The sequence below is a fragment of the Streptomyces mesophilus genome (assembly GCF_011044995.1).
Taxonomy (GTDB): Bacteria; Actinomycetota; Actinomycetes; order Streptomycetales; family Streptomycetaceae; genus Streptomyces; species Streptomyces mesophilus.
The window spans coordinates 1-26,053 of record NZ_JAAKZW010000045.1 but is presented as its reverse complement, the minus strand read 5'-3'; the positions used below and the strand labels follow the sequence as shown (position 1 = coordinate 26,053).

At 69.0% G+C, this 26,053-nt stretch carries 31 protein-coding genes; 10 read left to right on the top strand and 21 right to left on the bottom strand.

The window, feature by feature from the left end:
• Nucleotides 1-16: 16 nt before the first annotated feature.
• Nucleotides 17-412: a hypothetical protein gene (locus G6045_RS14080; RefSeq protein WP_165332273.1), complete on the top strand. Its 396-nt coding sequence runs from the start codon at nucleotides 17-19 to the stop codon at nucleotides 410-412.
• A 355-nt stretch (nucleotides 413-767) separates the two neighbouring features.
• On the opposite strand, the gene G6045_RS14075 is transcribed toward G6045_RS14080, so the two are convergent.
• From G6045_RS14075 to G6045_RS13985, 19 genes are all read right to left on the bottom strand, one after another.
• On the bottom strand, nucleotides 768-2,033 hold the full coding sequence (locus G6045_RS14075) for a tyrosine-type recombinase/integrase (RefSeq protein WP_165332272.1): 1,266 nt from the start codon (nucleotides 2,031-2,033) through the stop codon (nucleotides 768-770).
• Between the two features lie 86 nt (nucleotides 2,034-2,119).
• On the bottom strand, nucleotides 2,120-2,356 hold the full coding sequence (locus G6045_RS40870; RefSeq protein WP_165332271.1) for a helix-turn-helix domain-containing protein: 237 nt from the start codon (nucleotides 2,354-2,356) through the stop codon (nucleotides 2,120-2,122).
• 301 nt (nucleotides 2,357-2,657) lie between these two features.
• A complete protein-coding gene (locus G6045_RS14065; protein WP_165332270.1) occupies nucleotides 2,658-4,208 on the bottom strand; it encodes a YfjI family protein in 1,551 nt (516 codons plus the stop codon).
• Nucleotides 4,205-4,357 (bottom strand): hypothetical protein, encoded by a 153-nt coding sequence (locus G6045_RS14060; RefSeq protein WP_165332249.1) that lies wholly within the window; start codon nucleotides 4,355-4,357, stop codon nucleotides 4,205-4,207. The genes G6045_RS14065 and G6045_RS14060 overlap by 4 nt, the downstream gene beginning before the upstream one ends.
• Nucleotides 4,354-5,247 carry a bifunctional DNA primase/polymerase gene (locus G6045_RS14055; protein WP_165332269.1) on the bottom strand — a complete coding sequence of 298 codons (894 nt, stop codon included), beginning with the start codon at nucleotides 5,245-5,247 and terminating at the stop codon, nucleotides 4,354-4,356. The genes G6045_RS14060 and G6045_RS14055 overlap by 4 nt, the downstream gene beginning before the upstream one ends.
• A gap of 86 nt (nucleotides 5,248-5,333) precedes the next feature.
• Nucleotides 5,334-5,507: a hypothetical protein gene (locus tag G6045_RS14050; protein WP_165332268.1), complete on the bottom strand. Its 174-nt coding sequence runs from the start codon at nucleotides 5,505-5,507 to the stop codon at nucleotides 5,334-5,336.
• A 3-nt stretch (nucleotides 5,508-5,510) separates the two neighbouring features.
• The gene (locus G6045_RS14045) at nucleotides 5,511-5,843 is read right to left on the bottom strand and encodes a MazG-like family protein (protein WP_165332267.1); all 333 of its coding nucleotides are present in this window, start codon (nucleotides 5,841-5,843) and stop codon (nucleotides 5,511-5,513) included.
• Nucleotides 5,840-6,076, bottom strand: coding sequence for a hypothetical protein (locus tag G6045_RS14040; RefSeq protein ID WP_165332266.1), 237 nt, complete (start codon nucleotides 6,074-6,076; stop codon nucleotides 5,840-5,842). The genes G6045_RS14045 and G6045_RS14040 overlap by 4 nt, the downstream gene beginning before the upstream one ends.
• Nucleotide 6,077: 1 nt before the next feature.
• Entirely contained in the window at nucleotides 6,078-6,692 is a 615-nt protein-coding gene (locus G6045_RS14035) for a hypothetical protein (RefSeq protein WP_165332265.1), read from the bottom strand.
• Between the two features lie 14 nt (nucleotides 6,693-6,706).
• Nucleotides 6,707-6,901 carry a hypothetical protein gene (locus G6045_RS14030; RefSeq protein ID WP_165332264.1) on the bottom strand — a complete coding sequence of 65 codons (195 nt, stop codon included), beginning with the start codon at nucleotides 6,899-6,901 and terminating at the stop codon, nucleotides 6,707-6,709.
• 40 nt (nucleotides 6,902-6,941) lie between these two features.
• Nucleotides 6,942-7,232, bottom strand: coding sequence for a hypothetical protein (locus G6045_RS14025; RefSeq protein WP_328707768.1), 291 nt, complete (start codon nucleotides 7,230-7,232; stop codon nucleotides 6,942-6,944).
• Nucleotides 7,233-7,372: 140 nt separating this feature from the next.
• Nucleotides 7,373-9,610 carry a cell division protein FtsK gene (locus tag G6045_RS14020; protein ID WP_165332263.1) on the bottom strand — a complete coding sequence of 746 codons (2,238 nt, stop codon included), beginning with the start codon at nucleotides 9,608-9,610 and terminating at the stop codon, nucleotides 7,373-7,375.
• A gap of 79 nt (nucleotides 9,611-9,689) precedes the next feature.
• Nucleotides 9,690-9,923, bottom strand: coding sequence for a hypothetical protein (locus tag G6045_RS14015; RefSeq protein WP_165332262.1), 234 nt, complete (start codon nucleotides 9,921-9,923; stop codon nucleotides 9,690-9,692).
• A gap of 19 nt (nucleotides 9,924-9,942) precedes the next feature.
• A complete protein-coding gene (locus G6045_RS14010) occupies nucleotides 9,943-10,494 on the bottom strand; it encodes a hypothetical protein (protein ID WP_165332261.1) in 552 nt (183 codons plus the stop codon).
• The gene (locus tag G6045_RS14005) at nucleotides 10,491-10,751 is read right to left on the bottom strand and encodes a hypothetical protein (protein WP_165332260.1); all 261 of its coding nucleotides are present in this window, start codon (nucleotides 10,749-10,751) and stop codon (nucleotides 10,491-10,493) included. The genes G6045_RS14010 and G6045_RS14005 overlap by 4 nt, the downstream gene beginning before the upstream one ends.
• A 1-nt stretch (nucleotide 10,752) precedes the next feature.
• The gene (locus G6045_RS14000) at nucleotides 10,753-11,157 is read right to left on the bottom strand and encodes an RRQRL motif-containing zinc-binding protein (protein ID WP_165332259.1); all 405 of its coding nucleotides are present in this window, start codon (nucleotides 11,155-11,157) and stop codon (nucleotides 10,753-10,755) included.
• The gene (locus tag G6045_RS13995; RefSeq protein ID WP_235967884.1) at nucleotides 11,157-12,119 is read right to left on the bottom strand and encodes a DUF2637 domain-containing protein; all 963 of its coding nucleotides are present in this window, start codon (nucleotides 12,117-12,119) and stop codon (nucleotides 11,157-11,159) included. Before G6045_RS13995 ends, G6045_RS14000 begins: the two co-directional genes overlap by 1 nt.
• A complete protein-coding gene (locus G6045_RS13990; protein ID WP_165332258.1) occupies nucleotides 12,116-12,709 on the bottom strand; it encodes a zinc metalloprotease in 594 nt (197 codons plus the stop codon). Before G6045_RS13990 ends, G6045_RS13995 begins: the two co-directional genes overlap by 4 nt.
• Nucleotides 12,706-13,017 (bottom strand): hypothetical protein, encoded by a 312-nt coding sequence (locus G6045_RS13985; RefSeq protein WP_165332257.1) that lies wholly within the window; start codon nucleotides 13,015-13,017, stop codon nucleotides 12,706-12,708. The genes G6045_RS13990 and G6045_RS13985 overlap by 4 nt, the downstream gene beginning before the upstream one ends.
• Nucleotides 13,018-13,431: 414 nt before the next feature.
• Between G6045_RS13985 and G6045_RS13980 the strand changes: the two genes are divergently transcribed.
• Together G6045_RS13980 and G6045_RS13975 are read left to right on the top strand one after the other, a co-directional pair.
• Nucleotides 13,432-13,809, top strand: coding sequence for a GntR family transcriptional regulator (locus tag G6045_RS13980; RefSeq protein ID WP_206343710.1), 378 nt, complete (start codon nucleotides 13,432-13,434; stop codon nucleotides 13,807-13,809).
• Nucleotides 13,810-13,927: 118 nt separating this feature from the next.
• Nucleotides 13,928-15,175: an XRE family transcriptional regulator gene (locus G6045_RS13975; RefSeq protein WP_206343709.1), complete on the top strand. Its 1,248-nt coding sequence runs from the start codon at nucleotides 13,928-13,930 to the stop codon at nucleotides 15,173-15,175.
• A gap of 455 nt (nucleotides 15,176-15,630) precedes the next feature.
• On the opposite strand, the gene G6045_RS13970 is transcribed toward G6045_RS13975, so the two are convergent.
• Nucleotides 15,631-15,903, bottom strand: coding sequence for a hypothetical protein (locus G6045_RS13970; protein ID WP_165332256.1), 273 nt, complete (start codon nucleotides 15,901-15,903; stop codon nucleotides 15,631-15,633).
• Nucleotides 15,904-17,584: 1,681 nt separating this feature from the next.
• Nucleotides 17,585-19,336, bottom strand: a complete 1,752-nt coding sequence (locus G6045_RS13965) for a dolichyl-phosphate-mannose--protein mannosyltransferase (protein ID WP_165332255.1) — start codon at nucleotides 19,334-19,336, stop codon at nucleotides 17,585-17,587.
• 190 nt (nucleotides 19,337-19,526) lie between these two features.
• On the opposite strand from G6045_RS13965, the gene rsmI reads away from it, so the two are divergent.
• From rsmI to G6045_RS13930, 7 genes are all read left to right on the top strand, one after another.
• Entirely contained in the window at nucleotides 19,527-20,411 is an 885-nt protein-coding gene (gene rsmI, locus G6045_RS13960; protein ID WP_165332254.1) for a 16S rRNA (cytidine(1402)-2'-O)-methyltransferase, read from the top strand.
• 320 nt (nucleotides 20,412-20,731) lie between these two features.
• A complete protein-coding gene (locus G6045_RS13955; protein WP_206343712.1) occupies nucleotides 20,732-21,067 on the top strand; it encodes a hypothetical protein in 336 nt (111 codons plus the stop codon).
• A 77-nt stretch (nucleotides 21,068-21,144) separates the two neighbouring features.
• Nucleotides 21,145-22,014 carry a TatD family hydrolase gene (locus G6045_RS13950; protein ID WP_165332252.1) on the top strand — a complete coding sequence of 290 codons (870 nt, stop codon included), beginning with the start codon at nucleotides 21,145-21,147 and terminating at the stop codon, nucleotides 22,012-22,014.
• A gap of 163 nt (nucleotides 22,015-22,177) precedes the next feature.
• The gene (locus G6045_RS13945; protein ID WP_328707767.1) at nucleotides 22,178-23,620 is read left to right on the top strand and encodes a ubiquitin-like domain-containing protein; all 1,443 of its coding nucleotides are present in this window, start codon (nucleotides 22,178-22,180) and stop codon (nucleotides 23,618-23,620) included.
• A 48-nt stretch (nucleotides 23,621-23,668) separates the two neighbouring features.
• Entirely contained in the window at nucleotides 23,669-24,556 is an 888-nt protein-coding gene (rsmA, locus tag G6045_RS13940; RefSeq protein ID WP_165332251.1) for a 16S rRNA (adenine(1518)-N(6)/adenine(1519)-N(6))-dimethyltransferase RsmA, read from the top strand.
• Nucleotides 24,553-25,458, top strand: coding sequence for a 4-(cytidine 5'-diphospho)-2-C-methyl-D-erythritol kinase (locus G6045_RS13935; protein ID WP_165332250.1), 906 nt, complete (start codon nucleotides 24,553-24,555; stop codon nucleotides 25,456-25,458). Before rsmA ends, G6045_RS13935 begins: the two co-directional genes overlap by 4 nt.
• Nucleotides 25,459-25,543: 85 nt before the next feature.
• Nucleotides 25,544-25,981, top strand: a complete 438-nt coding sequence (locus G6045_RS13930) for an IS607 family transposase (protein WP_235967883.1) — start codon at nucleotides 25,544-25,546, stop codon at nucleotides 25,979-25,981.
• The last annotated feature ends 72 nt before the right edge of the window (nucleotides 25,982-26,053 follow it).

The window sequence follows — 26,053 nt, the reverse complement described above, 5'->3', positions numbered from 1 at the left end:
TCGGATGGGAGTGTGCGTGAACGGTATGACCGAGAAGACGCGGTGGGTGCTGCGGGCGGGCGCGGCTGCGGTGTGCTTCGGGATGGCGGCGTCCGCAGGGGTGAGCCCGGCTTCCGCCGGCGCCACCGGCTGCAACGAACGCACCTGCATCGATGTCGAGGGCAGTGGGCTGCGGGTCGAGCAGGTGTCCGCGTCCACCACATGGAACGGCGACTTCTCCGGGCACTTCCACGTCTGGGGCGGCGGCATCGACCAGAACAGCCCGACCCAATTGTGGGGCTACCACCAGAAGTTCACCGTCCCCGTAGGCCGGGACCTTCCCAACGGCTCGGTGATCTGCGCCGAGGGCTGGGAACACCTCGACGGGCGTATGGAGTCGCGGGGCCGGGCCTGCCAGGAAGTCCACTTCTGAGGGTCGGAGCCGTCTGAACGTGCGGTGTCCCCGCTCCCTGCTGGGGGCGGGGACTGTTGCGTGTGGGGGTGTTCAACGTGTCATTGCCCGCGGTGCCGGTGATGGTGCAGGCGGCAAGCCGACCAACCGCAGCCCCGTGCACCCATGGTGTGCGCCGGCCGGCAACGGTCCGCTTCCGGACATCGACGAGTGACGAAGAAGTCGGCGCTACACCCAGGTGTCGAACCACATCCGAGCCCGCCACGAGTCCACCGGGATCGTGTGGCCGGTGTAGATCGGCCAGAAGTAGATGAAGTCCCGCGTGGTCGGGGCCTTGCTGCCCCGACCTGCGGTTTCCTTCTCGATTCCTACCGATTCATGCTGCCTGGGCCGTCTGTGGGCCGTGATCTTCCTCGCCGGGCCTGCGATACAGGCTGTCGACCGCCCTTCGAGTGCGGCCTTCGCTGCTTGGCATGAGGTGTGTGTACGTGCGGAGCGTGAAGCCCGGATCGGCGTGACCGAGGTACTGGCTCAGGGCTCGGATGTTCTCGCCCGCGTCCAGGAGTACAGAGGCGTAGAAGTGCCTGAGCGCGTGCATGCCGTGCTCGCGCGCTGAGGCGTACCGCTCGCCCTCCTCCGGCTCGGGGATGATGCCGGCCTGAGCGAGGGCGGGCTTCCACATGAAGTCGTTGAAGTAGCTCACGCGGACGTGAAGGCCTCCGCTCCCGCTGAACAACAGCCGCTTCGTGACGGGTGGCCCGTCAGGCGTTCGCCACGGGAGCGTGACCTCGATGCTGGGGAAGTCCTTCGCGTGGGTCCGGAGTGCGTCAGCCACGGCGTCCGGGAGGGGTACGTCCCGGACCTTGTTGCCCTTCGGCCGCGCGAAGACGTACTTGCCGCGGATCCGCTTGAGCTGGTGCCGCACGGCAAGCCATCCGTTCTCGTAGTCCAATTCGTCCTCCGACAGCCCGAAGATCTCGCCCTGACGGAGTCCGCATCCGCCCCCAAGGTCGACGGCGGCACGAAAGCGCTCGGGGAGCGCGGCCCGAACACCGAAGACCTGGCCGGCAGTCCATGGCACCACGAGGGATTTGGGTGGCTTGGGCACCTGTACCGAACGTGCCCGGCACGGGTTCTTGGCGATCAAGCCGTCATCGAGTGCGGCATTGAAGACGGCTGAGACCGTGCCATAGATGATCCGCCGGTGTGAGTCGGCGGGAACAACCTCTTGGAGCTTGCCGAGCCAGGTGCGAATGTGGCCCGGCTGGAAAGACCCGAGCGGGCGAGTTCCGATGTGTGGAAACGCGTGCAGCCTCAGCCGACGCTCCGCCGCCTCACGGCTGTTGATCTCAACTGCGTGAGCAGCCACCCACTTTTCGGCGTACTGCCGAAAGGTGGTCCGTGCGGCCTTCGGGTCCAGGTACTGGCCGCGTGACATGTCGGCGGCGGTGTTGGTGAGCCAGGCCTCCGCGAGGCGCTTCTGACCGTCGAGGAAGGACTTACTCTTCTCGGTCCCGTCCGGGCCGACGTAGCGGGCGCGGTAGCGCAGGCCGGTGCCGTGACGGTCGGTCTTGACCCTGCGAGGCTTCCCGCTGGCGTCGGGCTCGGTCTTGAACCAGCGGTCTTGGATGTGGCCTGCCATGGGGTGATCCCTTCGGGAAACGCCTCAGGGCGGGCCGTGGGGCCCGCCCTGAGGCGTTGGTGTCTTGGGAGTGGGGTTGGCCGCTGTCAGACGGCTGGTTCAGCTGCCATGCGTTCCTGCTTCCATCGCTGAACGTCGGCGGGGTCGTAGCGGAGGTGCTTGCCGACGCGGAAGCCGGGCGGTCCGAGACGCTTCTTGCGCCACTGGTAGACGGTCTCCTTCGGCACCCTGAACATGTCGGCGATGTCGTCGGGGGTGAGGTAGCAGTCCGGGAGACCGGAACGGAGGATTGCGCGCGGATCGGTGCTGGGAGGAGTGGCCACCTGGGACTCCTTGCAGGGTCAGCGTGCGGCGGGCGGGCGGCTAAGCGCTGACAGAACCGACAGAACCCCGACGGTAGTTAGCTGACCTGCGGATTCTCCGGTTAGCGATCTTGTGACAGAACTAGAAAGAACTCTGACAGAACCTCCCCGAGGGAGGTTCTGTCATGGCGTCCGCGTGCGGACTTCGAGGTTCTGTCTGAGTTTCCGGAGGTTCTGTCACAGCCGAGATCATGAGAGTTTCGGCAGGTCAATCCCACGGTCGGGAGGTTGTGTCAGTTCTGTCAGCGCCTTGGGGGTTCTGTCACGCGGCGCGGGTGATGCGGGGGTGGGATTCGTAGCGTGGAGAGGGTGGCCGGCCGCCGCGTCCGTTGCGCGGTGGTGCGGGCTGTTGGCGAATCCAGCCGTGCTCTTCGAGCAGCGTCAACGCCGGGTCCAGATCTCCGATCGCGGGGAAGTCCGCCCGGGGCAGGGCCCGGAAGAGCTCCCGCTTGGAGAAGCCGGTCAAGCGGCTCGCGCGCAGGTGCGTGAGCACCGCGTACGCGGTGTCCCGAGCAGGGGAGGCTGTCATCACGTCGAACACGTCCAGGGCGTGTGCGGTGAAGTAGTCGCCCAGCTCGGTCGCGGCGGCCATGGTCGCGGCCTCAATCGGCTTGTGCCAGCCGTCCTCGGGGTGGGTGGCCAGGTGCAGCAGTCCTGCGATGCGGGCCACGGCTCCGTCCCTCTTCGAGGCCCATTTCACGATCGAGGCGAAGCTGCCGTCCTTGCCGAGCCGGGATTCGGTGACCCTCTGAAACGCGAGGATCACTGCGTCCGCCTCCTGGGTGAGGGTGAGGATCGCCGGATCGGTCCAGTCGGCCAAGGCGAGCGTGAGACCAGCCAGTTGCTTGGCATAGGTCGAGGCCACCTGTTCGTCCAGAAGCTCGGGCGACAGGTTGCGGCTACCGACCAGGGACACGGGCTTGGAGTAGAGGAACCGGGCGAGCAGGCCCCGCCCGTCGGCTCCGTCGATGCGGGCCAGGGAGTCCAGGACTTCGGGTTGAATCGCCAGACCGACCGTGACGGCGGGAGCGTCGATGTGCTGCGCGTCGCGCCCCTGCCGGTTGACCCGGATCATGTCCCCGGCGTGGCCCTTGAGGAACATGCCCATGTTCGGCTTGCCGGTATAGCGACCGGCGATGATGTCGAACAGCTCGCCCTCGGCGCTCAGGCAGGAGATACGTCCGCCTTGCTGGTCCAGGAGCGTGCCGACGTTCTCCGGTGTGACATCGTCCGCGACAAGCTGTGGGATGGCTGGGACGGTCATTTCCTCGACTGCTTGGGCGAGTCCGATCGCCTCGGTGGTGAGCGCGTCACGGGCGCCAGGCTCAGCGCTCGCGGCCTTCGAGGTGGCCTTGTCGGCGGCTGCCTTGGCGAGCCGGATCGTCGTCTCTGCCTCGGCCCGGATCGGCCCGGACAGCTCGATGAGCGCCTTCTCTGCGGCGAGCAGGGGCCGAACCATGAGGTCGAAGACAGCCGACTTGCGGTTGCCGGGGTCCAGCGCAACAGCGGTGTAGATGTTCACCGGCTCGCGCCAGTTGCCCCGCACGCACACCTTCGCCCGACCGCCCGCGGCCGTGGCGAGAACCGCGAGCGCCAGGCAGCCCGCCAGGTCGACGGGGGTCTGTGTCTCTTCTGCCACGCCGTTGACCATGTCCCCGAGCCAGGCCGGCAGGGTCGAGACAGGGAAGGTTGGGAGAGCGGGACGGGCCGTGATGGGGACGGGTTCGTCCCACGGGGTGCCGGTGATCTCCTCAGGGTCGAGGTGCTCGAAGCCCTCCCACAGGTCGGGGCTCGTGTCGTTGGGGATGCTCATGCGGCCTTGCCTCCTACCTCGGGGTCGCGCCCGTCGCTCGTGTGCGGCTCAGGGCGAAGAGCTGAAAGGACGCCTTCGGCGACGCCCTTCGGGGCGCCCACGGAGAACTCGGGCAGGGCCGTTTCGGCGGCGCCGGGCAGAGCGGTCATGCCGCCCTCCCCGATGCGGTGTTGAGGCCGTTGGCGACCGCACGGCGGGCGTAGGGCTCGGGAACACCGACCGACATGGCGGCGGCCACGATCACGTCCGCGAGCGCGTCCAGACCACAAGGGCCGGGGCACTGCTCGTGTTGCTTCGCGAGGAACCGAGCGACGCCGAAGGCCTGTGATCCGGCGCCGGATTCGGTGTGTGAACGCACCTTGGCCACGCCCCGGCCCAGACCGGTTCGTACGTACTGCGAGGTGTGCCGGCATCCGGTGGCCACACTCGAGTCCCAGACAGCCGCCGCTCGCGGGGAAGAGACCACCTCCCCCGGGGCGGAGGTGGTCTCTTCCTGCTCCGCCAGGGCGCGGACGGCATCCGGCAGAGGCGCCATCGCTCCGGCCCCGGGCCCGAGCCAACGGACGTAAGACATACGCGACTTGATGTCCACGCCGGGGCGTACGGCGTTGGCCGATCGCATCGGCCCCAGGTAGAGCCAGTGCTCACCCCGGGTGGTGGGGACGGTCCGGGTCGGAGGCAGGCTCTCGCGCGCCCACGCGACCGCGTCGGCATCGTCAAGGTCAACGACCGTGAGCCAGGCCCCGCCGGGGTGGTAGGCCGCGGCAGTGGCCTGCTCCCACGCGAGGGTCCAAGCGCGGGACGTGAGTACAGCGGGATCCTTCGTGGCGGCTGCCCAAGCGTGGCAGGGGTGTGGGCACCGACAGGGGCCAGGCTGCTTCATGTTCGGCCGGCCACCGCACAGGTTCTGCTCGCAGGCGTGGCAGTTCTTGAAGGGCGTTTTGGTCCGGCTCAGCGGCAGTACCGGCACGCCATGAGCCGCCAGGCGCAAAGCGTCGCTCAAGGGACGCTCTCGCGCTTCGTTGCTGGGGTGCGTCATGCTGGGAGTTCTCCTGTTCTGTCGAAGGGCAGGGAGAGCCGGGGCGGTCGCGGTCTTTGGCGAGAAGGCGACCGCCCCGGGCGCAGCTACCTCTTGGGCAGCTCGGTGACGTTGGTGCGAAGTGCCGCGGTGACGTAGAGCCGGGTGCGGCCGTCGCGGGTCTCGTAGCGGCGTACGGGGCCGGTGACGAAGCCCTCGCGCAGTGCGTCGGTGGCATCGTCGGTGTGCTCAGGGGCGCAGACGATCCGGATCTCGAACACGGCTCAGCGCTCCTTCGCCGCGTGCGCGGATTGGAGGCGCCGCGCGGCGGCGTGGAGCTTGGACTCCAGCCGGTGCGGCGCGTGCGGGGTGAACGAGTGCAGAGCGACGGCCGCGGCGATGATCACGTCGCACAGTTCGTCGGCAACGTCCTCCGGGGCATGGGTGGTGCCCTTGCGAGGGTTCTGGCCGGTCATGCCGATGTAGGCGGCGGAGGCTTCACCGGCCTCCTCTACGACCTTCAGCAGTCGCATCGCGGTCTCGTGCTGGTCGGTGCCGTTGGTCTGGTTCAGCAGGGCGGCGATGCGGGCCGTGATCGGCCACAGGGCGGTGCTCATTTCGCATCACCGTTGGACTGGACGCCCGCCGCTGCGCGCCACGCCTTGTAGTCCTCCATGGGCATGCCCTCACCGGCGCCCGCGTCCGCGAGTGCGGTCGCGGCCGTGTGGGCGAGTGCGGCATGGACTTGCGCCCTGGCGATCGCGTCGGTGGCGATGAGGGATCCGGTCTCGAAGCCGCTTGCGAAGTCGAGGAGCTCCTCAGCCTCGAGGTAGTGCTCAGGTCCGGTCACGTCAGTTCTCCTTGAAGGTGTCGAGGGCGGGGAGTTGAGGAAGGCCCGCCTCTGCGAGCGCGGCCGGATCGAATGCGGGCTGTCCGGCGCGGTGGATGAGCGCGGTGGCGAGCTGTTCCGCGTAGGCGGCTCCGGCACGGGCGACCTCGATGCGCGAGCCCGCTTCGATGGCCGTCACTCGCTCCACGTGGTCGTGCTCCTCTTGCCGCTCCGAGCGCTCGCGCTCGAAGTGCACCTGCTCGCGCCGGTCCTTACGCCACAGGCGTGCGGCGAGGCCGTAGCCGATGAGGGTGGCGATCGCCCACAGCAGCAGCGGCAGGGACAGGCCGTCGCTGTAGGCGGCGACCGCGGCGAGCGTGAGCGCAGCGGATGCGGTGAACGCGGTGACCGTGACGGTGGTGTCTCCGAGGCGGTCCCCGCAGTAGATGCCGGCCGCCGCGCTCGCGGCGGCGAGGGTGCCCATCAACATGGCGCCTCCGACGCTGTGTTCGGCGCCGTTGGCGTTCCAGATTCGGGCGAGGATCAGCACGGTGGAGGTGGCGAGCGCAGGCGCCGCTTTCGGGGCGGCGAGGGCCAGCCAGTGCCGGGCGACGATCGGTTCAGTGAAGGTGCTCACGGTGGTGCCTCCGTTCAGGAATCGATGTCGCGGAGGGTGGAGAGGACGGAGCCCACGGTCTGATTGATCGCGTCGCGGGCGCCGGTGTCGGCGAGGTAGAAGCCAAAGAGAATGAGGAGCACGGCGGCGACGAGACCGACGGCCTTGTACTTGATCAGCACCGCAGCGGCGATGCCGAGCACGAAGACGACGGAGATCGTGACGGTCACGGCGACGCTCCTTCCGGGAGTTGGGTCGGCCGGCCCGGGGTCACCGGGGCGTTCCGATGCGGGATTTGGCGGTGGACTCGGGGTGGGAGTCGCGGTAGATGCGGGCTGCGCGGTTGTAGATCCAGCGGCCGACGCGGATGCGCTTGCCGTGGCCTTTGCAGCGCGGGCAGTTCTTGCTGGCCTTGATCCGTCCGAAGATCGTTGTCTTGACGAGTCCGCCCATGCCGCGGCACTTGCGGCAGGTCCCGAACGGCGAGATCGCACACATCAGGCAGTAACAACCTGTGATGAACGCGAGCAAGGCGATAGCGAGCAGGGCAGGGGGTATCACGGGCCCTCCCAGGCGGGTTTCAGGGGTTTTCGCAGATGGGGCCGCTATCGGCTAACGGCCTGATCAAGAGGCATGTTGGCCGCTATCGGGGCCGCTAACGGTTAGCGGGGGTGCCCGCTATCGTTAGCGGCCCCGGGCGGTCAGGACGCGTCCCTCTTGTGGTCACGCTCCGCAATCGCGGTGGTGATGTGGGTGCGGACGAAGCCCTTCTTGTTCACGATCTTTCCGTCCACGCGGCGGCCGACCTGATCGGTCTTGATGCCGTACGGCTTGAGCATCGCCGTGAGGTGAGCGGTCTTCTCCTCCGGCTTCAACTCACCCCAGGGCCCGTACGCTTCGGGCCGGTAGTCGGCGAGCCGGTCCACCGTGGATTCGTTCCACGGCTTGGCCTCATCAGACGGTGTGACCGCGGCGATGTCCGCGAGCAGATCGAGGCCGGCGGTGGGGTCTTCGGCCATGTCCTCGCCGCGGGCGTAGCCGGTGACGTTGTCGTAGTCCTCGCGCAGCTTGCGCGCCCGCAGCGTGATGTTCTCCGCCAACACGGCGTCAACTTCGGTGCCGCACACGATGGCCGGTTCGTCCTGTTCACCGGCCATCCAGGCGACGCCCTTGTCGCGCTTGAAGGAGAACATGGTGGCCTTGTATCCGGCCTTGTACATCGAGGTTCCGAGGATCATGTCGTTCTCGGTCTGGCCGGTGACCTTGAGCGCGAAGCGTAGAATCGCGTTGGCGCTGATGCCCTTCGGGATGGAGTCCTTGTCCGGGCGCTGGGTGCCGAACATCGCGATGATGCCGTAGGCCGGACCGCGCCTGACCAGGTCTTCCCCGATCTCTGTGATCTTCGCGCCGTACTTCTTGTGCTCGAAGGCTTTCTGGCACTCATCCAGGCACACCACGAGCGGATGCAACCCGAGGCGCTTGTCGCTGGCCAGCTCGGGGGTCACCTTCGACTCCGGGCACCGCTTCAGCGGCAGCGACTTGATGACCTTCGCGCGCCGGGTGAGCTCTTCTTGGATTTCGATGAGGGAGTCCAGGCAGTACTTGACGTCCTCGTCGTCTTCACCGGAGCGCCACCGGTGAGAGACGCGCTCCAGGGGCTTGTAGTCGGATCCGCCCTTGAAGTCGAAGATGTACAGCCAGGCGCGGGGGTCGAGTGCGGCGATCAGCATGAACAGCCGCATCAGGTAGGTCTTGCCCATCCGCGGGACGGAGCCGACCACGATCGAGACGAACATGAGCGTGACCGACACCCAGCGCATTTGCTGGTTGTTGCCGAACTCAACCGGCTTGAACAGGTCGACCGCACCGGACTTCGCGAGTGGCCAGACGGGGCGCTTGGCCTCGTTCATCGGCTTGTCCCCGACCCACAGAATCAGGGTGCCCTCGTGGTCGTCCGGGTTCGGCATCGGCCACACACAGCCCAGCTTGCGGCGCAGACCCGAGGCGAGCGCCTCGCGCTTGTTCATGATGTCGTCCGGCGTCACACCCAGCGGCAGCTCGATGTCCGCGCGCCAGCCGGGACCGTCGCGGTGAATTTCCGAGGTGAACTTGATGCCGGTGCCAGTCTTCACGGCAGCGTTCAGCTTGTCGTTGCCCAGCGCGCCGAGCGCGGCCACCACCATCGTCGCGGTCAACTTCGGCGCATCGGCCTTGACCACCGCGTGCTGCTTCAGCGGAGCATCGGCCGGCGTGCCCACCACACCGAACACCGTGACGGCCACAGCGGCGGCGAGCAGTTGCAGCCACACCGGAGCAGCGAACACCAACAGCAGGACGCCGACCAGGGCGAGGGGGAAGACGACTGCGGAGACGGTGCCCCGCCACCTGACCCGACGATCGCGCTGGCGGGACAGCTTCAGGTATTCGGCGGTGTTCTCCTTGAACGCCTCCGCATGCCGTAGCGGCGCCGACTCTATGTCCGCCACCCACCGCTGCCAGCCGCGCAGCGAGCGGCCGATCCCGCGCGGCGTGCGGGCCACAAGTCGGCCCGCATAGACGGGAGTGCGCACGGTGTGGAAGGCGAAGATGTGCCACAGGTAGCCGAGCAGCCACCGCGCGGCACCCTTGAGCTCGCTGCGCGAGCGCAGCCAAGAGGGCAGCACCTGGCGGCGTTTGGCCTCCCGCGACTGCCCCAGCAAGCCGGGCGCCTTGGGCTGCGGGCCGTCGACCGGTCGGGGCGACTCGTCATCATCCGAGTCGGCCGACCCGACCGCCGACCGGTCGCCCGACTCAGCGGCGGTCGGGTCGGCCGACTCCTTACGGGCCGATCGGGCCGACTCCAAGTCGACTACCTTGCCGTCGGAGTCGGCCGGCTTCTCAGCCGCCATCTCCGCTTCGAGTCGGTGGAACAGTTCGTGATCGTCATCGGGGTGTTTCACTTTAGGTGTCCTTCTCTGTGAGGGATGGGGGTCCGGCCGCGTGCTGTGGAAGGTGGGCGGCCGGACCCCGCTGGGGGCCTTAGCTGTGGTGGGGCAGGCGCAGGGCGCGGCAGGTCTCGGAGTGCTTCTGAGCCCACGGCTTCACGCGCTGGTTGAGGTCGTAGTCGGTGGCGTGCTCGGGATTTACCTCGCTGTCGCACCCAGTGCAGTGCGCCCGGTAGCTGTCATCGGGCAGGTAGGTGATGTCGACGGTGGCGCCGACGATCGTCAGGAAGCGGTAGAGCACGTCCTCGGGCCAGTCGATGTCCTGCATGGAGATCTCCTCAGTCGGGTCAGGCGGCGTAGGCGTTGAGCTGCGGGGTGAGGCGGTGCTCCATGCGGTACGCCTCGTCCTCGTGGGCCTTGAGCTGACGGTCATAGCGGCGCACGTCGCGGCGCGTAAGCGGCTCGATGCCGTAGTTGTTCTTGAGCCCGGCGATGATCAGGTCGGCGATGCCGGGGCGGGTGAACTGCACGGCGTGCACGAGTTCATGCACGAGCGTGGGGGCGACCTGCTCACCGTGGTTGACCTTGCGGGCGTTGATCAGGATCAGTACCGCGCCCTTCGGGGCGAGCACGGTCCTGCCGAATACGCGGTGGTCCTCCCACATGAGCCGACGCGCGGCCTTACTGCGGGCCTGCGGGGTGACCTTGCCTCCGATGGTGGCGATCTGGGTGTTCACGGTCAGCTCGTTCATGCCCTGCGGAGTCGTCAGCACGATCTCCAGGCGCGGCAGTCGCCCACGCACGTTCCGCGTGACCAGATCGGCTGCGGTCGGGGCGACGTGCTGTATCTCGCGCAGGATGTGCCGGTGGCCGAACAGCCGGTGTGCGGTGACCTTCATGCCCGGCCCCCCGCGCGGTTGTCGCGGCAGCGAGCGCAGCGGTTGCCGGGGGACGTGGCGGCCGGCATGTAGAGGTGGGCGCCGCAGAAGTAGCCTCCGCAGCCGAACTCGTCGCCTCCGGGGATATCGCCGCACAGGTAGCCCATGCCTCGGTCAATCGAGGTCGGGCAGTTGGGCTCTTCGCAGGTGGATTCGACCGCGTATCCGGCTTCGATCTCTTCGCCGTTGCGGTACACGGTGTAGTGGGCGTAGCCCATGTCAGACCCTCCCGGGAATCTCGTAGGCCGATGCATCGGCGGAGTTGGCGCAGAGCAGGCACATGCCGAGCGAGGTCGGCAGGCAGTAGCTGTAGGTGAGCTCGCACTCGGGGCAGGTGCGGCGGGCGAGCATCGCCAGCGCGAGCGCGCCCCACTTGCGCGGGGTCATCGGCCGCACGGGCTTCGCCAGTTCGAGCCGGTAGAGGTAGGCGATCGCACAGCCGGACTTGCGGCGCCGCGTACGGCGCATGAGCTGAGCGGCCACCGGCTGGCCACCCGGCCGCAGGCCCTTGGCGCGGAGCTGTCGGCGTGTGGCGTAGCCGTCCGGGGCGTACTTCCAGGGGAAGGTCGGTATCCCGTAGCGGGCGCCGGTCGGGTCGTAGCAGTCGGCGTAGGCGGTGCCCATCAGGCAGCCACCGCCTCAACTACGCGGCCGGACGGAGCCGCCTCGCGGGCTTTCTTCCGCTCAGCGAGCAGGTCATCCCGCACCCGCCGCGCGCTCTCCGACGAGCAGCGCAGCTCCTTGCGCAGCGCTTCGCCGTTGACCGCCGCATCCGCCCAATCCTCAGTGAGCTTGCGGGCTTCCTCGAGCAACTCCGCGAGGCTCCGCGTCGGCGACTTCTTCGGCTTGCGCGACTCCTTCGCCTTCGGCGACTTGGGCTTGGGCGTCTCGGTCGGCGGCTCCTCAGACGGCAGCGGGACCGACGCCTCTTCGGCCGCGGGGGCGAGCTCACCGAGCTTGAGCAACACGCGCTCGGTCCGCGGCGTCTTCGAGCGCCACTTGCGGCCGTGCCGCTCGCGCAGCTCCGCGCGGGCCAACTGCCGCTCCCGCTCCCGGCGCAGCGCCTCCGGGTAGGAGGTGATCTCCCACAGCGTCATCCGGCGCCACAGGCCGAACGTGGACAGCGGCGCGAGCAGCCATCGCGAGAAGCGCACCTTCTCCATACGCCGACCGGTCGCGACGCCGATCCGTACGGCGTAGATGTGGGCGCCGATCTCGGAGAACACCACCCACAACAGCGGCATAACGCCGTGCGCGAGCTTCGCCACGAGACCGTGTCCGGCCGCGACGTTCAGCCAGCACGTCACAGCGGTGAGCACCCAGGGCACGAACCGCACCCAACCGAGCGCCATATCCATGCGGATCAGCAGCAGGTTGGCCAGCGTGAAGACCGGGATGGCCAGGTCGATACCGACCGGCAGCATCCACGGAGCCTCAAAGCCCCAGCTCGCAGCGGCCTTGGAGACGGAGTCGTACGAGGAGATCAGACCCAGCGCGCCGACCCCGGCCGCCGCGGCGGCGCCGATGCCGGCCAGGCCCATCTCCGGCCGCGTCAGCGGCGGCACCCCGTTCTCGTGGGCGCTCATGACGCACCCCCTGTGGGGGTGTTGACCAGGCCGGTCAGGGCGGCGATCTCGTCGCCGGTCAGCACGGTGGCCTCGTTCATGGCGTGGGCGACGGTGCGGATCTCGCGCCACAGGTGGCCGACCTTGCGGCGGGCCATGCCGCGCACCATCCCCCAGGACTTGCCGCCCTGCGGGGTGTGGTCGAGGCCCAGCGCGTAGCCGAAGCTGGCGAGGGTGTCGATGGCCTGTTCACGGTCGTGGTCCGCGGCGCAGGCGGCGGCCCGCTCAGGGGTCCACAGGCCGTAGACCATCAGGTAGTTGACCTGTGCCAGCTCTCCGGCCGCGCTCATTGCGGCGAACTGCCACGGCGAGACGTTGTCGGCCTCGCGTGCGGTGCGGCCGGTCACGTGCCAGCGCTCCTCATCGCTCCAGGCGATGAGCTCGCTGACCGTCACGTGCATGCCGTACGCGAGGGCGAGCACCGCGTGCCCGGCTTCGTGGAAGGCCACTCCCAAGCGGCCCTGCTCGATGTTGAGCGGCATGTCCAGCATCGGCCGAGGCTTGCCCGTGTGGTCCAGGAGCAGGGTGGGCGCGGGGTTCGTGGTCGTCATGCCGCCGCCCCCTTCCGGGTACGAGGCCGGCGCGCAGCGGGCCGCGCGAGGGGCACCACGTTGAACAGCTCCGGAGCGCGCGACTCGATGGCCTCCGCGATGATCTGGCACGCCTGCTCCGGCAGCTCGGGGGCCTCCGGGTCAGAGAGCATGTCCCGGGCCGCGTCCAGGCGGGCCGCGCGCTCCTGCTTGCTCTCGTTGGGCTGCCCGAACATGAGCTCAAGCCAGAAGGCTCGTTCCTCACCGAGGGCAAGTTCTTCGAAGTCCGTTGTGCTCACGGCCTGATGGCCGCCGATGTACGTACGCATGGGTCTCTCCTGGAGTCGAAGGGCAGGGAGAACCGAGGCGGTCGCGGTTTCATGGCGAGAAGGCGACCACCCCGGGACGTGCGAACTGAGCGAGCCGCCGACCGTCAGATCAGGTCGGGGCAACCGCTCGTCGAAGACGAGTGGTCATGGCCGCTGGCGCCTCCAATCGAGGGGCGCCAGGGCCAAAATCACTCGTTCTCATCACGCTGTTCAGTTCTCAAGGCACAGCTGCTCCCAGCCCGTCGGCGTGCGACAACGTCGCCTTCCCGGGTCTTCCGGCTGGTGCGGCACTACGTGGAACTCACACCCCGAGCGGGGTGGCTGCGCTGTTGACTAGAGTGCACTAGGGCGCTCTAGTGCGCAACCCTTGTGCGGTGGTGCGCACTAGTTCGCTGTGGTGGGTACGCTCAGTGCATGACTTCTGCGGGAGGACCACCCAAGCCAAAGGCGGTGCAGGTCGCCGATGCCCTTCGCGAGGACATCAAGAGCATGAAGCCGGGCCAGCGCGTGCCTTCACAGAAGGACCTGGTGAAGCGCTTCGGCTTCGCGGGCCAGACCATCCAGAACGGGCTGGCCATTTTGCAGGCCGAAGGGCTGATCGTCTCGGCAGGCAACCTCGGCAACTTCGTCAGTGACGGCGAAGCTCCGAACAACGACGTGCGCGATGACATCACGGAAATTCGCTCCCAGGTCCAGGCGTTGACTGAACGACTCGCAGCACTCGAAGAGCGGTGCGAGACGGGCGGTGCGCGATCTGCAACTAGCGTGCAGGACAGGGGAGTTGAGTCGTAGATGACAGCCTGGGGTCAGTGAGGTGACCAGGGGACATGTCCCCTGTCCCCGTGCTGTCCCCTTCCCTGTCCCCACGGCCGCTGGGCGAGACTCGGAGCAGGCACTCGAAGGAGGGCACATGAGCGACGGAAGGCCCGCATGGGCGCGACGCATCGTGGCCGAACGACAGGCCCGCGACTGGTCTCAGCGCGACATGGTCAAGGCGATGCGGGGCCACGCCTCCGAGCCGCTGCCCAGCGACGAGACCATGATTCGGAACTTGAAGCGGTGGGAGTCCGGCTCAAGCCCTGACGACTTCTATCAGCCCATCATCGCGGCCACCTTCGGCACAGTGACCCACGCGCTGTTCCCGGCGCCCAGCCGCCGCAACGGGGATGCGGAGATCCTTGCCGTGAGCGGCATGGAAACTCTGGAGATCGTGAGCCGTCTCAACCGCTCGGACGTCGACAACGCGACTCTGGACGCGATCCGAATGACGACCGACCGGCTCTGCTCCGAGTACGCGTCGATGCCCAGTGCCCAACTCCTTATCGAGGGCCGGCAGTGGTTGCGGCGCGTTGTTGAGCTGCACTCCAAGAGCCTGACGCTCGCTCAGCACCGCGAAGTGCTCACGCTCGCCGGGTGGCTCTCGCTCCTGGTCGGCTGTGTCGAGTACGACTCGGGGGAGCGCCACGCCGCAGAGTCGACACGGCGGGCCGCGCTCTCGCTCGCCTCCGAGGCGGATGCCGCGGAGGTGGCGGGGTGGGCACACGAGATGCGTGCATGGTTCGCGCTCACGACGGGTGATTATCACGGGGTCATCAAGGCGGCCCAGGCCGGCGCGGACGTGGCCGCACATCACGGTGTCGCGGTGCAGCTCGCAGCCCAGGAAGCGAAAGCGTGGGCCCGCCTCGGTGACCGACGGCAGGTCGAAGTCGCGCTCGACAAGGGCCGGCGGATGCTTGAAGCGATGGAGACACCCGAGAATCTGGACAACCACTTCGTGGTCGACCCGGGGAAGTTCGACTACTACGCGATGGACTGCTACCGCCTAGTGGGAGAGGACCGGCTCGCGCGCACGCTCGCGGACGAAGTCCTTCGGGTCGGTACCGACTTCGACGGTATGGAGCGGTCGCCGATGCGCAACGCGGAAGCGCGCGTCACGCTCGGAGTCACAGCCGCTCGCGAGGGGGACCTCGAGCAGGCACTCGTCATGGGCGAGCGCGCCCTCGAAGGCGAGCGCCAGTCGGTCCCCTCGCTCATCATGACGAGCCGGGAGCTCGCCGCTGAGATGCGGAAGCGGTACGCGAACGAGCCTGGTGCTCAGGAGTACCTCGGTCACCTGCAAACGCTGGCGCGAGCGAAGCCCGGCTTCATGCCGCAGTAACTCGCTGTACGGCCGGCCCGCTTGGGGCCAACCAGCGATCCCAGTACGAACCTTGACCGCCCGACCGCACAGGAGCGGTAGCGAACGGCCGCAGTGCAGGTCAGGCCCTCACCCATCAGCGTTGTGCACTGCCATGCCCAAAACCAACCACCAAAGGGGTGCGGACATGGTCCGCTTACGCCGCGTTGCCCTCGGCTCCGTCCTTCTCGTTCCTCTCCTCACTGCATGCCCGAGCCATACGCCCACCACAGGGCCAGGGCCCGGCAGGGTCATCGAACGTGGCGTTCAAGGCCCTGCCCACTGGCTTGCCATCCGCACCGCCGACGGCGAGCGGCAGAAGGTCGGTGTCCCGTCGTGGCAGTACGAGCGCTGCCCCGAGGGCGCGCTCTTCCCGACCTGTGCCACGCCCTCACGTGCTCGTTAGCTGTGACACCAACAAGCAAAAGCGTCGCCGCTCATTCTTCGAACAGATCCGGTCGCCACTCTCGGATGTCCTCGTCATGCTCGCCTTGCCGAACAGCTCGTAGCGCTGCGGCGTAGCCGATTTCGACAGCTCGACTGAAGGCCTCCAATACCTCGGTGGGTGCGTACAGGTAGCCGCTTCCTGAGATGAGATTCGCGGCAGCGTTCGAGGCAGCGCGTTCGTCCTTGCCATCGACTGTGGCGATGTGGAGATCGGCAACGGCCCTTATCAGGCCGTCCAGCGTTTTCTGAGCAGAGTCAGCCATGCCGAGCAGCATGCGCACGGCGCAGCCACTTGAAACGGGGCGCCTGGGTTCATGTAGGTCACGCGAGGGGCCTTCTCTTGCCTGTCCCATGGCGGAGGCCGGATTGCCTGGAGCGAACGCGACTGCGCTCTGAGCGCTGACCAGGCTGGTTGGGTCGGCTTCTCCCCGTCGTTGCTCGACCACGTGCAGGCCGAGGGCGGCCCGGACGACACCGGCGCGGCCGGGCTGACCTGACGGGATTCCGTTCTGATGCCGGAGCCGACTGGGCCGGCTGCTCGTCGGCTGAGTTCCGCTGGCGCCAGGCTCGCCACCCCGCCGCTGACACCGCCACCACGGCAGCTGCGGCGAGCTGCGCAGGAAGCTGATTGAACAAGCCCTCCACCAGGAGGTCTACGAGATCCCGCACCGGGGCCCCTTTCCGCTCGTGGCACCCCATTGGTGCCTGGGCACCACGCTGCACCCGCACTCGGGGCCACTGAACGCCTTTGCTTCAGGTCAGGACGGTCTGTCCCACATCCGGACGGGGTGGGATGCTGGCCGACAGTTCTGGACGGTTCTGGACGGCGAGGGGGAACTGCTATGGGACGGCCTGGAGAACTGAAACGGCCGCAGCTTCCGGCTGGCCCTCTCAAGGACCTCATTGATGCACTGCATAAGCTCCACCTCCGAGCCGGTCGCCCCACGCTGTCCGACCTGGCCAGGTCCTTGCAGGGAACCGTCTCCCGCAGCCGACTGCATGACGCGTTCAGCAGCGGCCGACTGCCCCGCTGGGAGGTGGTCGACGCCCTAGTGGAAGCCCTTGGCAGCCGTGCCCGCGGAACCACGCCCGAGGAAGAGCTCGATCGCTTCCACGCACTGTGGGTCGGGGCTGTTGACGACGCAGGTCGCTCGACATCCGCGCCGGCCACACCGCGATCAACGCCCCCTGTCCCTGCTCCCAGGCGTCCACGCGCGTCGGTTTCCGACGATGGGGAGCCCCCCGGCACTGCCGACCACGCGGACCGTCCTCTACCCACGCCGCCCACACAGCGATCCACGTCCCCTGCTTCTGCTTCTGGACGTCTCCGCTCGCCGATCTTCGATTACCGAGAGATCCCCGGCGTCATCGAAGAGGTTGACCCGAACACAAACATTCAGCTGTACATGCCGCGTGGACTGTTCGAGATGATCCGAGACGACGCCTGGCAGGAGCGGATCGAGGACGGCTACCTCCGCTTCTTGAACGGTGCTTTTCGCCCGCCGAAGCCCAAAGAATGGTTCCCCCACGAGACGATGCACGTCGTCGGTGCCCGGGTGGATCCCAAGCTACAGGCGGCGGTTGCTAACTACGCGCGATCCCATGCTGGCGCACTCGGCTGGGCGCCTAGCCCGAAGCAAGTGGCCGTCGCCTGGCTCATGAGTGCCCTTCCCCCGCCTGACGGTCAGCTGGTCGCGGTTGGGGGACTCTGATGATCGCGCGCAAGCTGTTTCGTGCAGCCTTCGCCTCTATTCCTGGCTTCTGCCTGGGAGCCGTCGGTGCTGCTGGGTGGCGAGTGTGTGCGACCGAGCCTGCCACCGCCATGGGTGTGGCTCCCCTGGGCCGTCTGTGGGCCGTCTGAGGACGGCCCAGGGTGACCAACAACGACCAATGATGACCACGAGAAGGCGGGCGCCGATGGCGCCCGCCTTCTCGATTCCCCAGCTACACCCAGGTGTCGAACCACATCCGAGCCCGCCACGAATCCACCGGGATCGTGTGGCCGGTGTAGATCGGCCAGAAGTAGATGAAGTTCCAGACGATGAGCAGGACGAGTACGCCCGCGCCCACCACGCCCACGACCCGGCGCCGTTCGTTCGACCCCGGTGGGCCGATGATCGAGCCGAGCATCATCGACAGGGCCAGGCACAGATACGGGATGAAGACGACCGCGTAGAAGAGGAAGATCGTCCGCTCCTGGTACCGCAGCCACGGCGCGAAGCCGGCGAGGAACGCGCAGGCGATCGCGCCCGCCCGCCAGTCGCGGCGGAAGAACCAGCGCCACAGCACGTACAGGATCGCGAAGCACGCCGCCCACCACAGGAGCGGGGTGCCCAGGGCCAGGACCTCGCTGGCGCACTTCTCGCGGACGTCCGCGGGGCAGTCGGCGGAGCCCGGCGCCGGGGACTCGTAGTAGTACGAGACCGGGCGGCCGAGGACCAGCCAGCTCCAGGGGTTCGACTCGTAGTCGTGGGGCGAGACCAGGCCCACGTGGAAGTCCCAGACCTGGTGCGAGTAGTGCCACAGGCTGCGCCACCAGTCCGGGAAGATGCTGCCGAACCCGCTGGAGGGATGCTCGGCGCCCCACTCGCGCAGATAGCCGCGGTCGCCCTTGTCGGTGTGCAGCAGCCAGCCGGTCCAGGTCGCGAGGTAGGTCACGAAGAAGACCGGGACGGTCGAGACGAACGCGGGCAGCACATCCCGCTTGAGCACCGAGACATACGGCCGCCGGGCCCCCGCGGTCCGGCGTGCGCCCACGTCCCACAGGACCGTCATCAGGCCGAACGCGGCGAGGAAGACCCCGCCGTTCCACTTGGTCGCGAAGGCCAGGCCCAGGAAGACACCGGCCGCGAGCCGCCAGGGCCGCCAGCCGAGGCGGAGCGTTTCCGCGATCTTCGCGTCGGGCCGTACGACACCGTCCTCGCCCATCGGAAGGGCCGCCGCCAGCCTGGCCCGTGCCTTGTCGCGGTCGATCACGAGCGCGCCGAACGCCGCGAGGACGAAGAACATCAGCGGCAGGTCGAGCAGCGCGGTCCGGCTCATCACCAGATGCAGCCCGTCCACCGCGAGCAGCAGACCGGCCAGACAGCCGAGGAACGTCGAGCGGAACATCCGCCGCCCGATCCGGCACACCATCAGGACCGAGAGCGTGCCGAGCAGCGCCACCATGAAGCGCCAGCCGAAGGGCGTCAGGCCGAAGATCCACTCGCCGGCCGCGATGACCCACTTGCCCATCGGCGGATGCACGACGTACGACGGGTCATGGCCGACCGGCACCTTCGAGCCGAGCTCGATGACCGTGTTGTTGTAGTCCTTGGGCCAGTTGACCTCGTAACCCCGCTTGAGCAGGGCCCAGGCGTCCTTCGCGTAATACGTCTCGTCGAATATCACCGCATTGGGCCGGCCCAGATGCCAGAAGCGCAGCAGGCCCGCGAACAGCGTGACGAGCAGCGGTCCGCCCCAGCCGAGCGCCCGGGTGAGCGCGGGGCGGGATTCGGGGCGCACCTTGAGCACCGACCACAGGCGCGGACCCGGTTCGGTGAACGGCGGGTCCAGGCGCCACCCCACGTCCAGACCCGGCTGCGCGGTGTACCCGAATCTGCGCAGCCGCGCGCTCCAGCTCTGCGGCTGCTGCGGATCGGGGGCCGGCCGGGCGGTGGAGTCCCTCGTCGGCTGAGGGGACGGTGCACTGGTCACCGCGCCATCGTAGGCGGGGCGTGGGGGCGCAGCCCCCACGAGTACGCCGGGTCACAGCAACTCAAAAGGTCAGCGCCACAAACGGATCCAGGCCGGGGCGTGGGGGCGGCAGCCCCCACAAAGCGGGTCCCGGCGCACATCCCGATAGCGGGCGCGGCGCCCCCACCACCCCGCCTGCGAGGATGGGGGAGTGACAGGAAAGCAAGGAACCCTCGTCCTGGCCGGCACGCCCATCGGGGACACCGCCGACGCACCGCCCCGGCTCGCCGCCGAGCTGGCGACGGCCGACATCGTCGCCGCCGAGGACACCCGCCGTCTTCGCCGGCTCACCCAGGCGCTCGGGGTGCAGACCACCGGGCGGGTCGTGTCGTACTTCGAGGGCAATGAGGCCGCCCGTACGCCGGAGTTGGTCGAGGCCCTCGCCGACGGCGCCCGGGTGCTCCTGGTGACGGACGCGGGCATGCCGTCCGTGTCCGACCCGGGCTACCGCCTGGTCGCGGCCGCCGTCGAGAAGGACATCAAGGTCACCGCGGTGCCCGGTCCGTCCGCGGTGCTCACCGCGCTCGCGCTGTCCGGGCTGCCCGTCGACCGCTTCTGCTTCGAGGGCTTTCTGCCGCGCAAGGCCGGCGAGCGGATGTCGCGCCTTCGCGACGTGGCCGGCGAGCGGCGCACGCTGGTCTACTTCGAGGCCCCGCACCGCCTCGACGACACCCTCGCCGCGATGGCCGAGGCATTCGGCGCCGAGCGCCGCGCGGCCGTGTGCCGCGAGCTGACCAAGACGTACGAGGAGGTCAAGCGCGGAGGTCTCGGCGAGCTGGCGGAATGGGCCGCCGAAGGCGTACGCGGAGAGATCACCGTCGTCGTCGAGGGCGCCCCCGAGACCGTCGCCGAGCTGGACGCGGACGAGCTGGTGCGCAGGGTGCAGGTGCGCGAGGAGGCGGGGGAGCGGCGCAAGGAGGCCATCGCGGCGGTCGCGGCCGAAGCGGGGCTGCCCAAACGGGAAGTCTTCGATGCCGTCGTAGCGGCAAAGAATGCGGCAGGCCGGTCGCCAAAGGACGGCAAAGGACTATCGTGAAAAGCAAAGGCTAAGCCGGGCATCGGACCCTTTCCACATGAGGCGCCCAAAAACGCTCCAATAGTCGACAGGACTGATGCGGTCCGGCCGGACGAGGCGTCCACTGGGTGAAGGAACCCGAATGGTTTCTTCGCACGTGGATGACCCCGGACGTACTTGTCCGAGGGACAAGAGGAGCTGGCATGAGTGAGATCACCGGCCGCGCCGAAGTCGACGCCGCAGCAGCACGGACCACCACCGCAGCGACGAGCCCCGTCGACCCGACCAGTCTGCCGACCCATCCGATAGCCACGGTTCATGAGTCGTACGCATTCGCCTGCATGCGCTGCGGACACGGCTGGGAGCAGTCGTACGACATCGAGCATTTCGTCGACGGCAAGGGCAACGAGTTCGTGCTCTACAAGGCCGGCGGTCAGCGGGTCCCCTCGCCGCTGTCCAGGCCCACCTGCCTCAACTGCGGCGGGCACGTCGTCCGCATCATGCAGGCCGGACAGGTCTCCTCCATCCTCGACCTGCTCGGTCACAAGGACCGCAAGCCCCGGGCGAAGAAGCACGAGACGGCTCAGGGTGCGGACGTCGGGGCCGCGGGCCCGGTGCCGGAGCACCACTGGCATCTGTCCGATCTCCTCCACCCGTTCAAGAGCAGGCAGCCCTAGCCGGAAGCAGGAACAGGCGGCCCGGCCAGGGGCCGGTGCGCTCTCGGGGGCGCGGGCGCGCTTCGTAGGATCGGGGCATGAGCCCCAAGGACGCACCCCCGCCCCTGCCCGAGCCCCTGCGCATCCCCGTCGCCGACTCGCACACGCACCTCGACATGCAGGACGGCACGGTCGAGGAGGGGCTCGCGAAGGCCGCGTCCGTGGGCGTGACGACCGTGGTGCAGGTCGGCTGCGACCTCAAGGGCTCGCGGTGGGCGGCCGATACGGCGGCGGCGCACGACAGCGTCCACGCGACCGTCGCGCTGCACCCCAACGAAGCGCCGCGGATCGTGCACGGCGACCCCGACGGCTGGTCGCGGCAGGGCGCCCGCGAGCCGCTCGGTGACGCGGGCCTCGACGAGGCGCTCGCCGAGATCGACCGGCTCGCCGGACTGCCGCAGGTCAAGGGCGTCGGCGAGACCGGGCTCGACTACTTCCGCACCGGGCCCGAGGGGAAGGCCGCGCAGGAGAAGTCCTTCCGTGCGCACATCGAGATCGCCAAGCGGCACGGCAAGGCGCTGGTGATCCACGATCGCGAGGCGCACGACGATGTGCTGCGGATCCTCAAGGAGGAGGGCGCACCCGAGCGGACCGTCTTCCACTGCTACTCCGGCGACGCGGCGATGGCCCAAGTCTGCGCGCGCAGCGGCTACTTCATGTCGTTCGCCGGCAACGTGACCTTCAAGAACGCGCAGCATCTGCGGGACGCCCTCGTGGTGGCCCCGCTCGAACTCGTCCTCGTCGAGACCGACGCGCCCTTCCTGACCCCCGCGCCGTACCGCGGACGGCCTAACGCTCCTTATCTCATTCCGGTCACATTGCGGGCGATGGCGCTTGTGGCGGATGTGAGCGAGGACGCGCTGGCAGAGGCCGTCTCGGCGAACACGGCCCGGGCTTTTGATTACTGACCGATAACGCCCTGCCGCCTCACCGCTGGGCAGCGCCGCGACACTGCGTAGTCGCGCTGCTTGGGAGAGTGACGGATGCTCCGCTAGGTTCGCTCCGCTTGATCCGGACCCCTTGCTTGATCCGGAGCCCTTGATCGGGACCCCTGGAGCCTGGAGCGACGTCGTGAGCCATGGGACTTCGTACGACCCCTATGGGGTGAGCGAGCAGTACGGGGAGGAGCAGTACGGGCAGGAGCGGTACGGGCAGGAGCCGTATGGCGCTCAGGCCCGGTACGACACCTACCGGCCCGCCTATGAGGCGCGAGCCGAGCTGAGGCAGGACACGGCGCGGCCCGTCGTACCGCCCCCGGCCGGGCCGCCGCCGGCGCCCGCCGAGCCCTTCGAGCCGGCCGCTTCCGCGGAGCCCGGCACTGCCGCTCCCGTGGAGCCCGGCCCTGTCGCTGCTGCCGCGCCCCGCCCCGGTGGACGGGCCGAGGCGCGCCGGGCCGCGCGGCGCAAGAAGACCTCCGAGCGGCCCGAGTCCCTGCGCCGCCTGGTGCCGCAGGCCCTGGTCGTGGCGTTCCTCGCGGGCGGCACCTCGGCCTTCGTCGCCGAGGACAAGGCGGTGAAGCTCTCCGTCGACGGCAAGGAGCGCACGCTGCACACCTTCGCCGACGACGTCTCCGAACTCGTCGCCGACGAGGGCCTCGAGGTCGGCGCGCACGACGTCGTCGCACCCGCCCCCGGCACCGAACTGGCCAGCGGCGACGAGGTGGTGGTCCGTTACGGGCGGCCCGTGCACCTCACCCTCGACGGTCAGCGCCGCAAGGTCTGGACGACCGCGCCCACCGTCGACGGCGCGCTGCGCCAGCTCGGGGTGCGGGCGGAGGGCGCGTATCTGTCGGCCTCGCGGTCCAAGCGGATCGCCCGCGAAGGGCTGCACCTCGACATCCGCACCGAGCGCACCGTCACGATCATGGCCGACGGCCGTGAGCGCACCATCCGTACGAACGCGGCGACCGTACGCGAGGCCGTCGAGCAGGCCGGCATCTCGCTGCGCGGCCAGGACACCACCTCCGTGCCGCCCGCCAGCTTCCCGCGCGACGGGCAGACCGTGACGGTCATGCGGGTCACCGGGAGCAAGGAGGTGCGCGAGGAGCCGATCGCCTTCGACGTCCAGCGCACCCAGGACGCCTCGCTGTACTCCGGTACGGAGGTCGTGGTGCAGCCGGGGCGGCAGGGCGCCCGCCGGGTCACGTACGCGCTGCGGACGGTGAACGGCGTGAAGCAGAGGCCGAGGCGGCTCAAGGCGGAGGTCGTACGCGAGCCGCGGACGCAGATCGTCAAGGTCGGCACCAAGCAGCTGCCGTCCTCGGTGAGCGGTGCGGACGGGCTCAACTGGTCGGGTCTCGCGGCCTGCGAATCGGGTGGGCGGCCGCACATCACGGATCCGTCCGGTACGTACGGGGGGCTCTACCAGTTCGATACGCGGACGTGGCAGGGGCTCGGGGGCAGTGGGCGCCCCCAGGACGCGCCCGCTTCGGAGCAGACGTATCGGGCGAAGAAGCTGTACGTCCAGCGGGGGGCCAGTCCTTGGCCGCATTGCGGGGGGCGGTTGCACGGGTAGGGCGCCGGGTGCGCCGTGGCGCTCCGCGCCGACCCGTAACCTTGAACCGTGAGCACCACTGAGTCCGATGGGACGGGCGCCCTTCTCGGGGCCGCCGACATTCGCGAGCTGGCCGCGGCGCTTGGCGTACGTCCCACCAAGCAGCGCGGGCAGAACTTCGTCATCGACGCCAACACCGTGCGCCGTATCGTGCGCACCGCCGAGGTGCGTCCCGACGACGTGGTCGTCGAGATCGGTCCCGGGCTCGGCTCGCTGACGCTCGCGCTGCTCGAGGCGGCCGACCGCGTCACCGCCGTCGAGATCGACGATGCGCTCGCGGGTGCGCTGCCCGCCACGATCACCGCGCGGATGCCCGAGCGCGCCGACCGGTTCGCCCTCGTCCACTCGGACGCGATGCTCGTCCAGGAGCTGCCGGGCCCGGCCCCGACCGCCCTGGTCGCGAACCTGCCGTACAACGTCGCCGTGCCCGTGCTCCTGCACATGCTCGCGACCTTCCCGACCATCGAGCGCAGCCTCGTCATGGTCCAGGCGGAGGTCGCCGACCGGCTCGCGGCGTCGCCCGGCAACAAGGTGTACGGCGTGCCGTCGGTGAAGGCCAACTGGTACGCGGAGGTGAAGCGGGCCGGCTCGATCGGGCGCAACGTCTTCTGGCCGGCGCCGAACGTGGACAGCGGCCTCGTCTCGCTGGTGCGGCGCAAGGAGCCGCTCGAGACCACGGCCACGCGGCAAGAGGTCTTCAAGGTCGTCGACGCGGCCTTCGCGCAGCGCCGTAAGACGCTGCGTGCCGCGCTCGCGGGATGGGCGGGCTCGGCCGCCGCCGCGGAGGCGGCCCTGGTCGCGGCGGGCATCTCGCCGCAGGCGCGCGGCGAGGCGCTGACCGTCGAGGAGTTCGCCCGTATCGCCGAGAACAAGCAGGTCGTGGAGGCCGGCGCGTGAGTGTCACCGTACGGGTGCCGGCCAAGGTCAACGTCCAGCTCGCGGTCGGCGGCGCGCGCCCCGACGGCTTCCACGACCTGGCCAATGTCTTCCTCGCCGTGGGTCTCTACGACGAGGTCACGGTTACGCCGGCGACCGAACTGAAGATCACCTGCTCGGGGCCCGACGCCCATCAAGTCCCGCTCGACGCATCGAACTTGGCGGCGCGGGCCGCGATCGCGCTCGCCGCCCGGCACGGTCTGTCCCCGGACGTCCACATCCACATCGCCAAGGACATCCCCGTCGCCGGCGGCATGGCGGGCGGCTCGGCGGACGGCGCCGGTGCCCTGCTCGCCTGCGACACCCTGTGGGGTCTCGGCTCGTCCCGCGAGGAACTGCTCGACATCTGCGCCGAGTTGGGCAGCGACGTGCCGTTCTCGCTGCTCGGCGGCGCGGCGCTCGGCACGGGCCGCGGTGAGCTGCTCCAGGCGCTGCCGGTGGGCGGGTCCTTCCACTGGGTGTTCGCGCTGGCGGACGGCGGGCTCTCCACGCCCGCGGTGTACGGCGAGTTCGACCGTCTGACGGCCCACGCCGCCGTCCCGGAACCGGTCGCGTCCCCCGCACTGCTCGCCGCGCTGCGGGACGGCGACGCGACCTCGCTCGCCCAGACCGTGGTCAACGACCTTCAGCCCGCGGCCCTTTCGCTCTTCCCCGCCCTGGCGCGGACCTTGGCGGTGGGCTCCGAGGCGGGGGCGCTCGCCTCGCTGGTCTCGGGCTCGGGCCCGACGACGGCGTTCCTGGCGAAGTCCGCCGCGTCCGCGGACGAGATCGCCTCGGCGCTGCTCGCCTCGGGGACCTGCCGTGCGGTCCGACTTGCGTCCGGACCGGCCGACGGCGCGACCGTGGTGGCTCCGGCCGTCTGACGCCCGGGAACAGGGGGGCTGACTGCTGGCTGCGAACGGTTGTTGAGTGTGCGTAACCACGTGGGAGTGGTTGCGTTATCAGCATATGAACCTGACGGAGTGGGCGCGGGCGCAGGGGGTGAACCCTCATACGGCATACCGATGGTTTCGTGAGGGCACCTTGCCCGTGCCCGCACGCCGGGTGGGGCCGCGCACCATCCTGGTGAACATCGATGCGAACACCTCACCTGCGGTGACCGGTGGTGTGGGCCTGTACGCCCGGGTCTCCTCTCGCGATCAGAAGGCCGATCTGGAGCGGCAGACGGCCCGGTTGTCGGTGTGGGCCGCGCGGGCCGGACGCGAGGTCGTGCGGATCGAATCCGAGGTTGCTTCGGGAATGAATGGCTGCCGGGCGAAGGCGCAGCGGCTTCTGGCCGACCCGAAGGTGACCACTGTTGTGGTCGAGCACAGAGACCGTCTTGGCCGGATGATTCCTAATGCGGTCTGTCAAGCCGCGAGGACGGTCGGTGGTGTGAGTTCGTAGCACCGTCCATCGCGCAGGAGGGCCCAGAGGACGTTCACTCGGCGTCGGGCGAGAGCGAGGACGGCCTGGGTG

Excerpts from the sequence above, each read along its gene's own strand:
- G6045_RS13975 (WP_206343709.1), top strand. The coding sequence starts at position 13,928 with ATGAGCGACGGAAGGCCCGCATGGGCGCGACGCATCGTGGCCGAACGA.
- G6045_RS14015 (WP_165332262.1), bottom strand. The coding sequence starts at position 9,923 with ATGCAGGACATCGACTGGCCCGAGGACGTGCTCTACCGCTTCCTGACG.
- G6045_RS14075 (WP_165332272.1), bottom strand. The coding sequence starts at position 2,033 with ATGGCAGGCCACATCCAAGACCGCTGGTTCAAGACCGAGCCCGACGCC.
- G6045_RS14065 (WP_165332270.1), bottom strand. The coding sequence starts at position 4,208 with ATGAGCATCCCCAACGACACGAGCCCCGACCTGTGGGAGGGCTTCGAG.
- G6045_RS14055 (WP_165332269.1), bottom strand. The coding sequence starts at position 5,247 with ATGACGCACCCCAGCAACGAAGCGCGAGAGCGTCCCTTGAGCGACGCT.
- G6045_RS14045 (WP_165332267.1), bottom strand. The coding sequence starts at position 5,843 with ATGAGCACCGCCCTGTGGCCGATCACGGCCCGCATCGCCGCCCTGCTG.
- G6045_RS13970 (WP_165332256.1), bottom strand. The coding sequence starts at position 15,903 with ATGGCTGACTCTGCTCAGAAAACGCTGGACGGCCTGATAAGGGCCGTT.
- G6045_RS14000 (WP_165332259.1), bottom strand. The coding sequence starts at position 11,157 with ATGGGCACCGCCTACGCCGACTGCTACGACCCGACCGGCGCCCGCTAC.
- G6045_RS13995 (WP_235967884.1), bottom strand. The coding sequence starts at position 12,119 with ATGAGCGCCCACGAGAACGGGGTGCCGCCGCTGACGCGGCCGGAGATG.
- G6045_RS13950 (WP_165332252.1), top strand. The coding sequence starts at position 21,145 with ATGAGCCCCAAGGACGCACCCCCGCCCCTGCCCGAGCCCCTGCGCATC.
- G6045_RS13985 (WP_165332257.1), bottom strand. The coding sequence starts at position 13,017 with ATGCGTACGTACATCGGCGGCCATCAGGCCGTGAGCACAACGGACTTC.
- G6045_RS13930 (WP_235967883.1), top strand. The coding sequence starts at position 25,544 with ATGAACCTGACGGAGTGGGCGCGGGCGCAGGGGGTGAACCCTCATACG.
- G6045_RS14005 (WP_165332260.1), bottom strand. The coding sequence starts at position 10,751 with ATGGGCTACGCCCACTACACCGTGTACCGCAACGGCGAAGAGATCGAA.
- G6045_RS13955 (WP_206343712.1), top strand. The coding sequence starts at position 20,732 with ATGCGCTGCGGACACGGCTGGGAGCAGTCGTACGACATCGAGCATTTC.
- G6045_RS13990 (WP_165332258.1), bottom strand. The coding sequence starts at position 12,709 with ATGACGACCACGAACCCCGCGCCCACCCTGCTCCTGGACCACACGGGC.
- G6045_RS14060 (WP_165332249.1), bottom strand. The coding sequence starts at position 4,357 with ATGACCGCTCTGCCCGGCGCCGCCGAAACGGCCCTGCCCGAGTTCTCC.
- G6045_RS13980 (WP_206343710.1), top strand. The coding sequence starts at position 13,432 with ATGACTTCTGCGGGAGGACCACCCAAGCCAAAGGCGGTGCAGGTCGCC.
- G6045_RS14010 (WP_165332261.1), bottom strand. The coding sequence starts at position 10,494 with ATGAAGGTCACCGCACACCGGCTGTTCGGCCACCGGCACATCCTGCGC.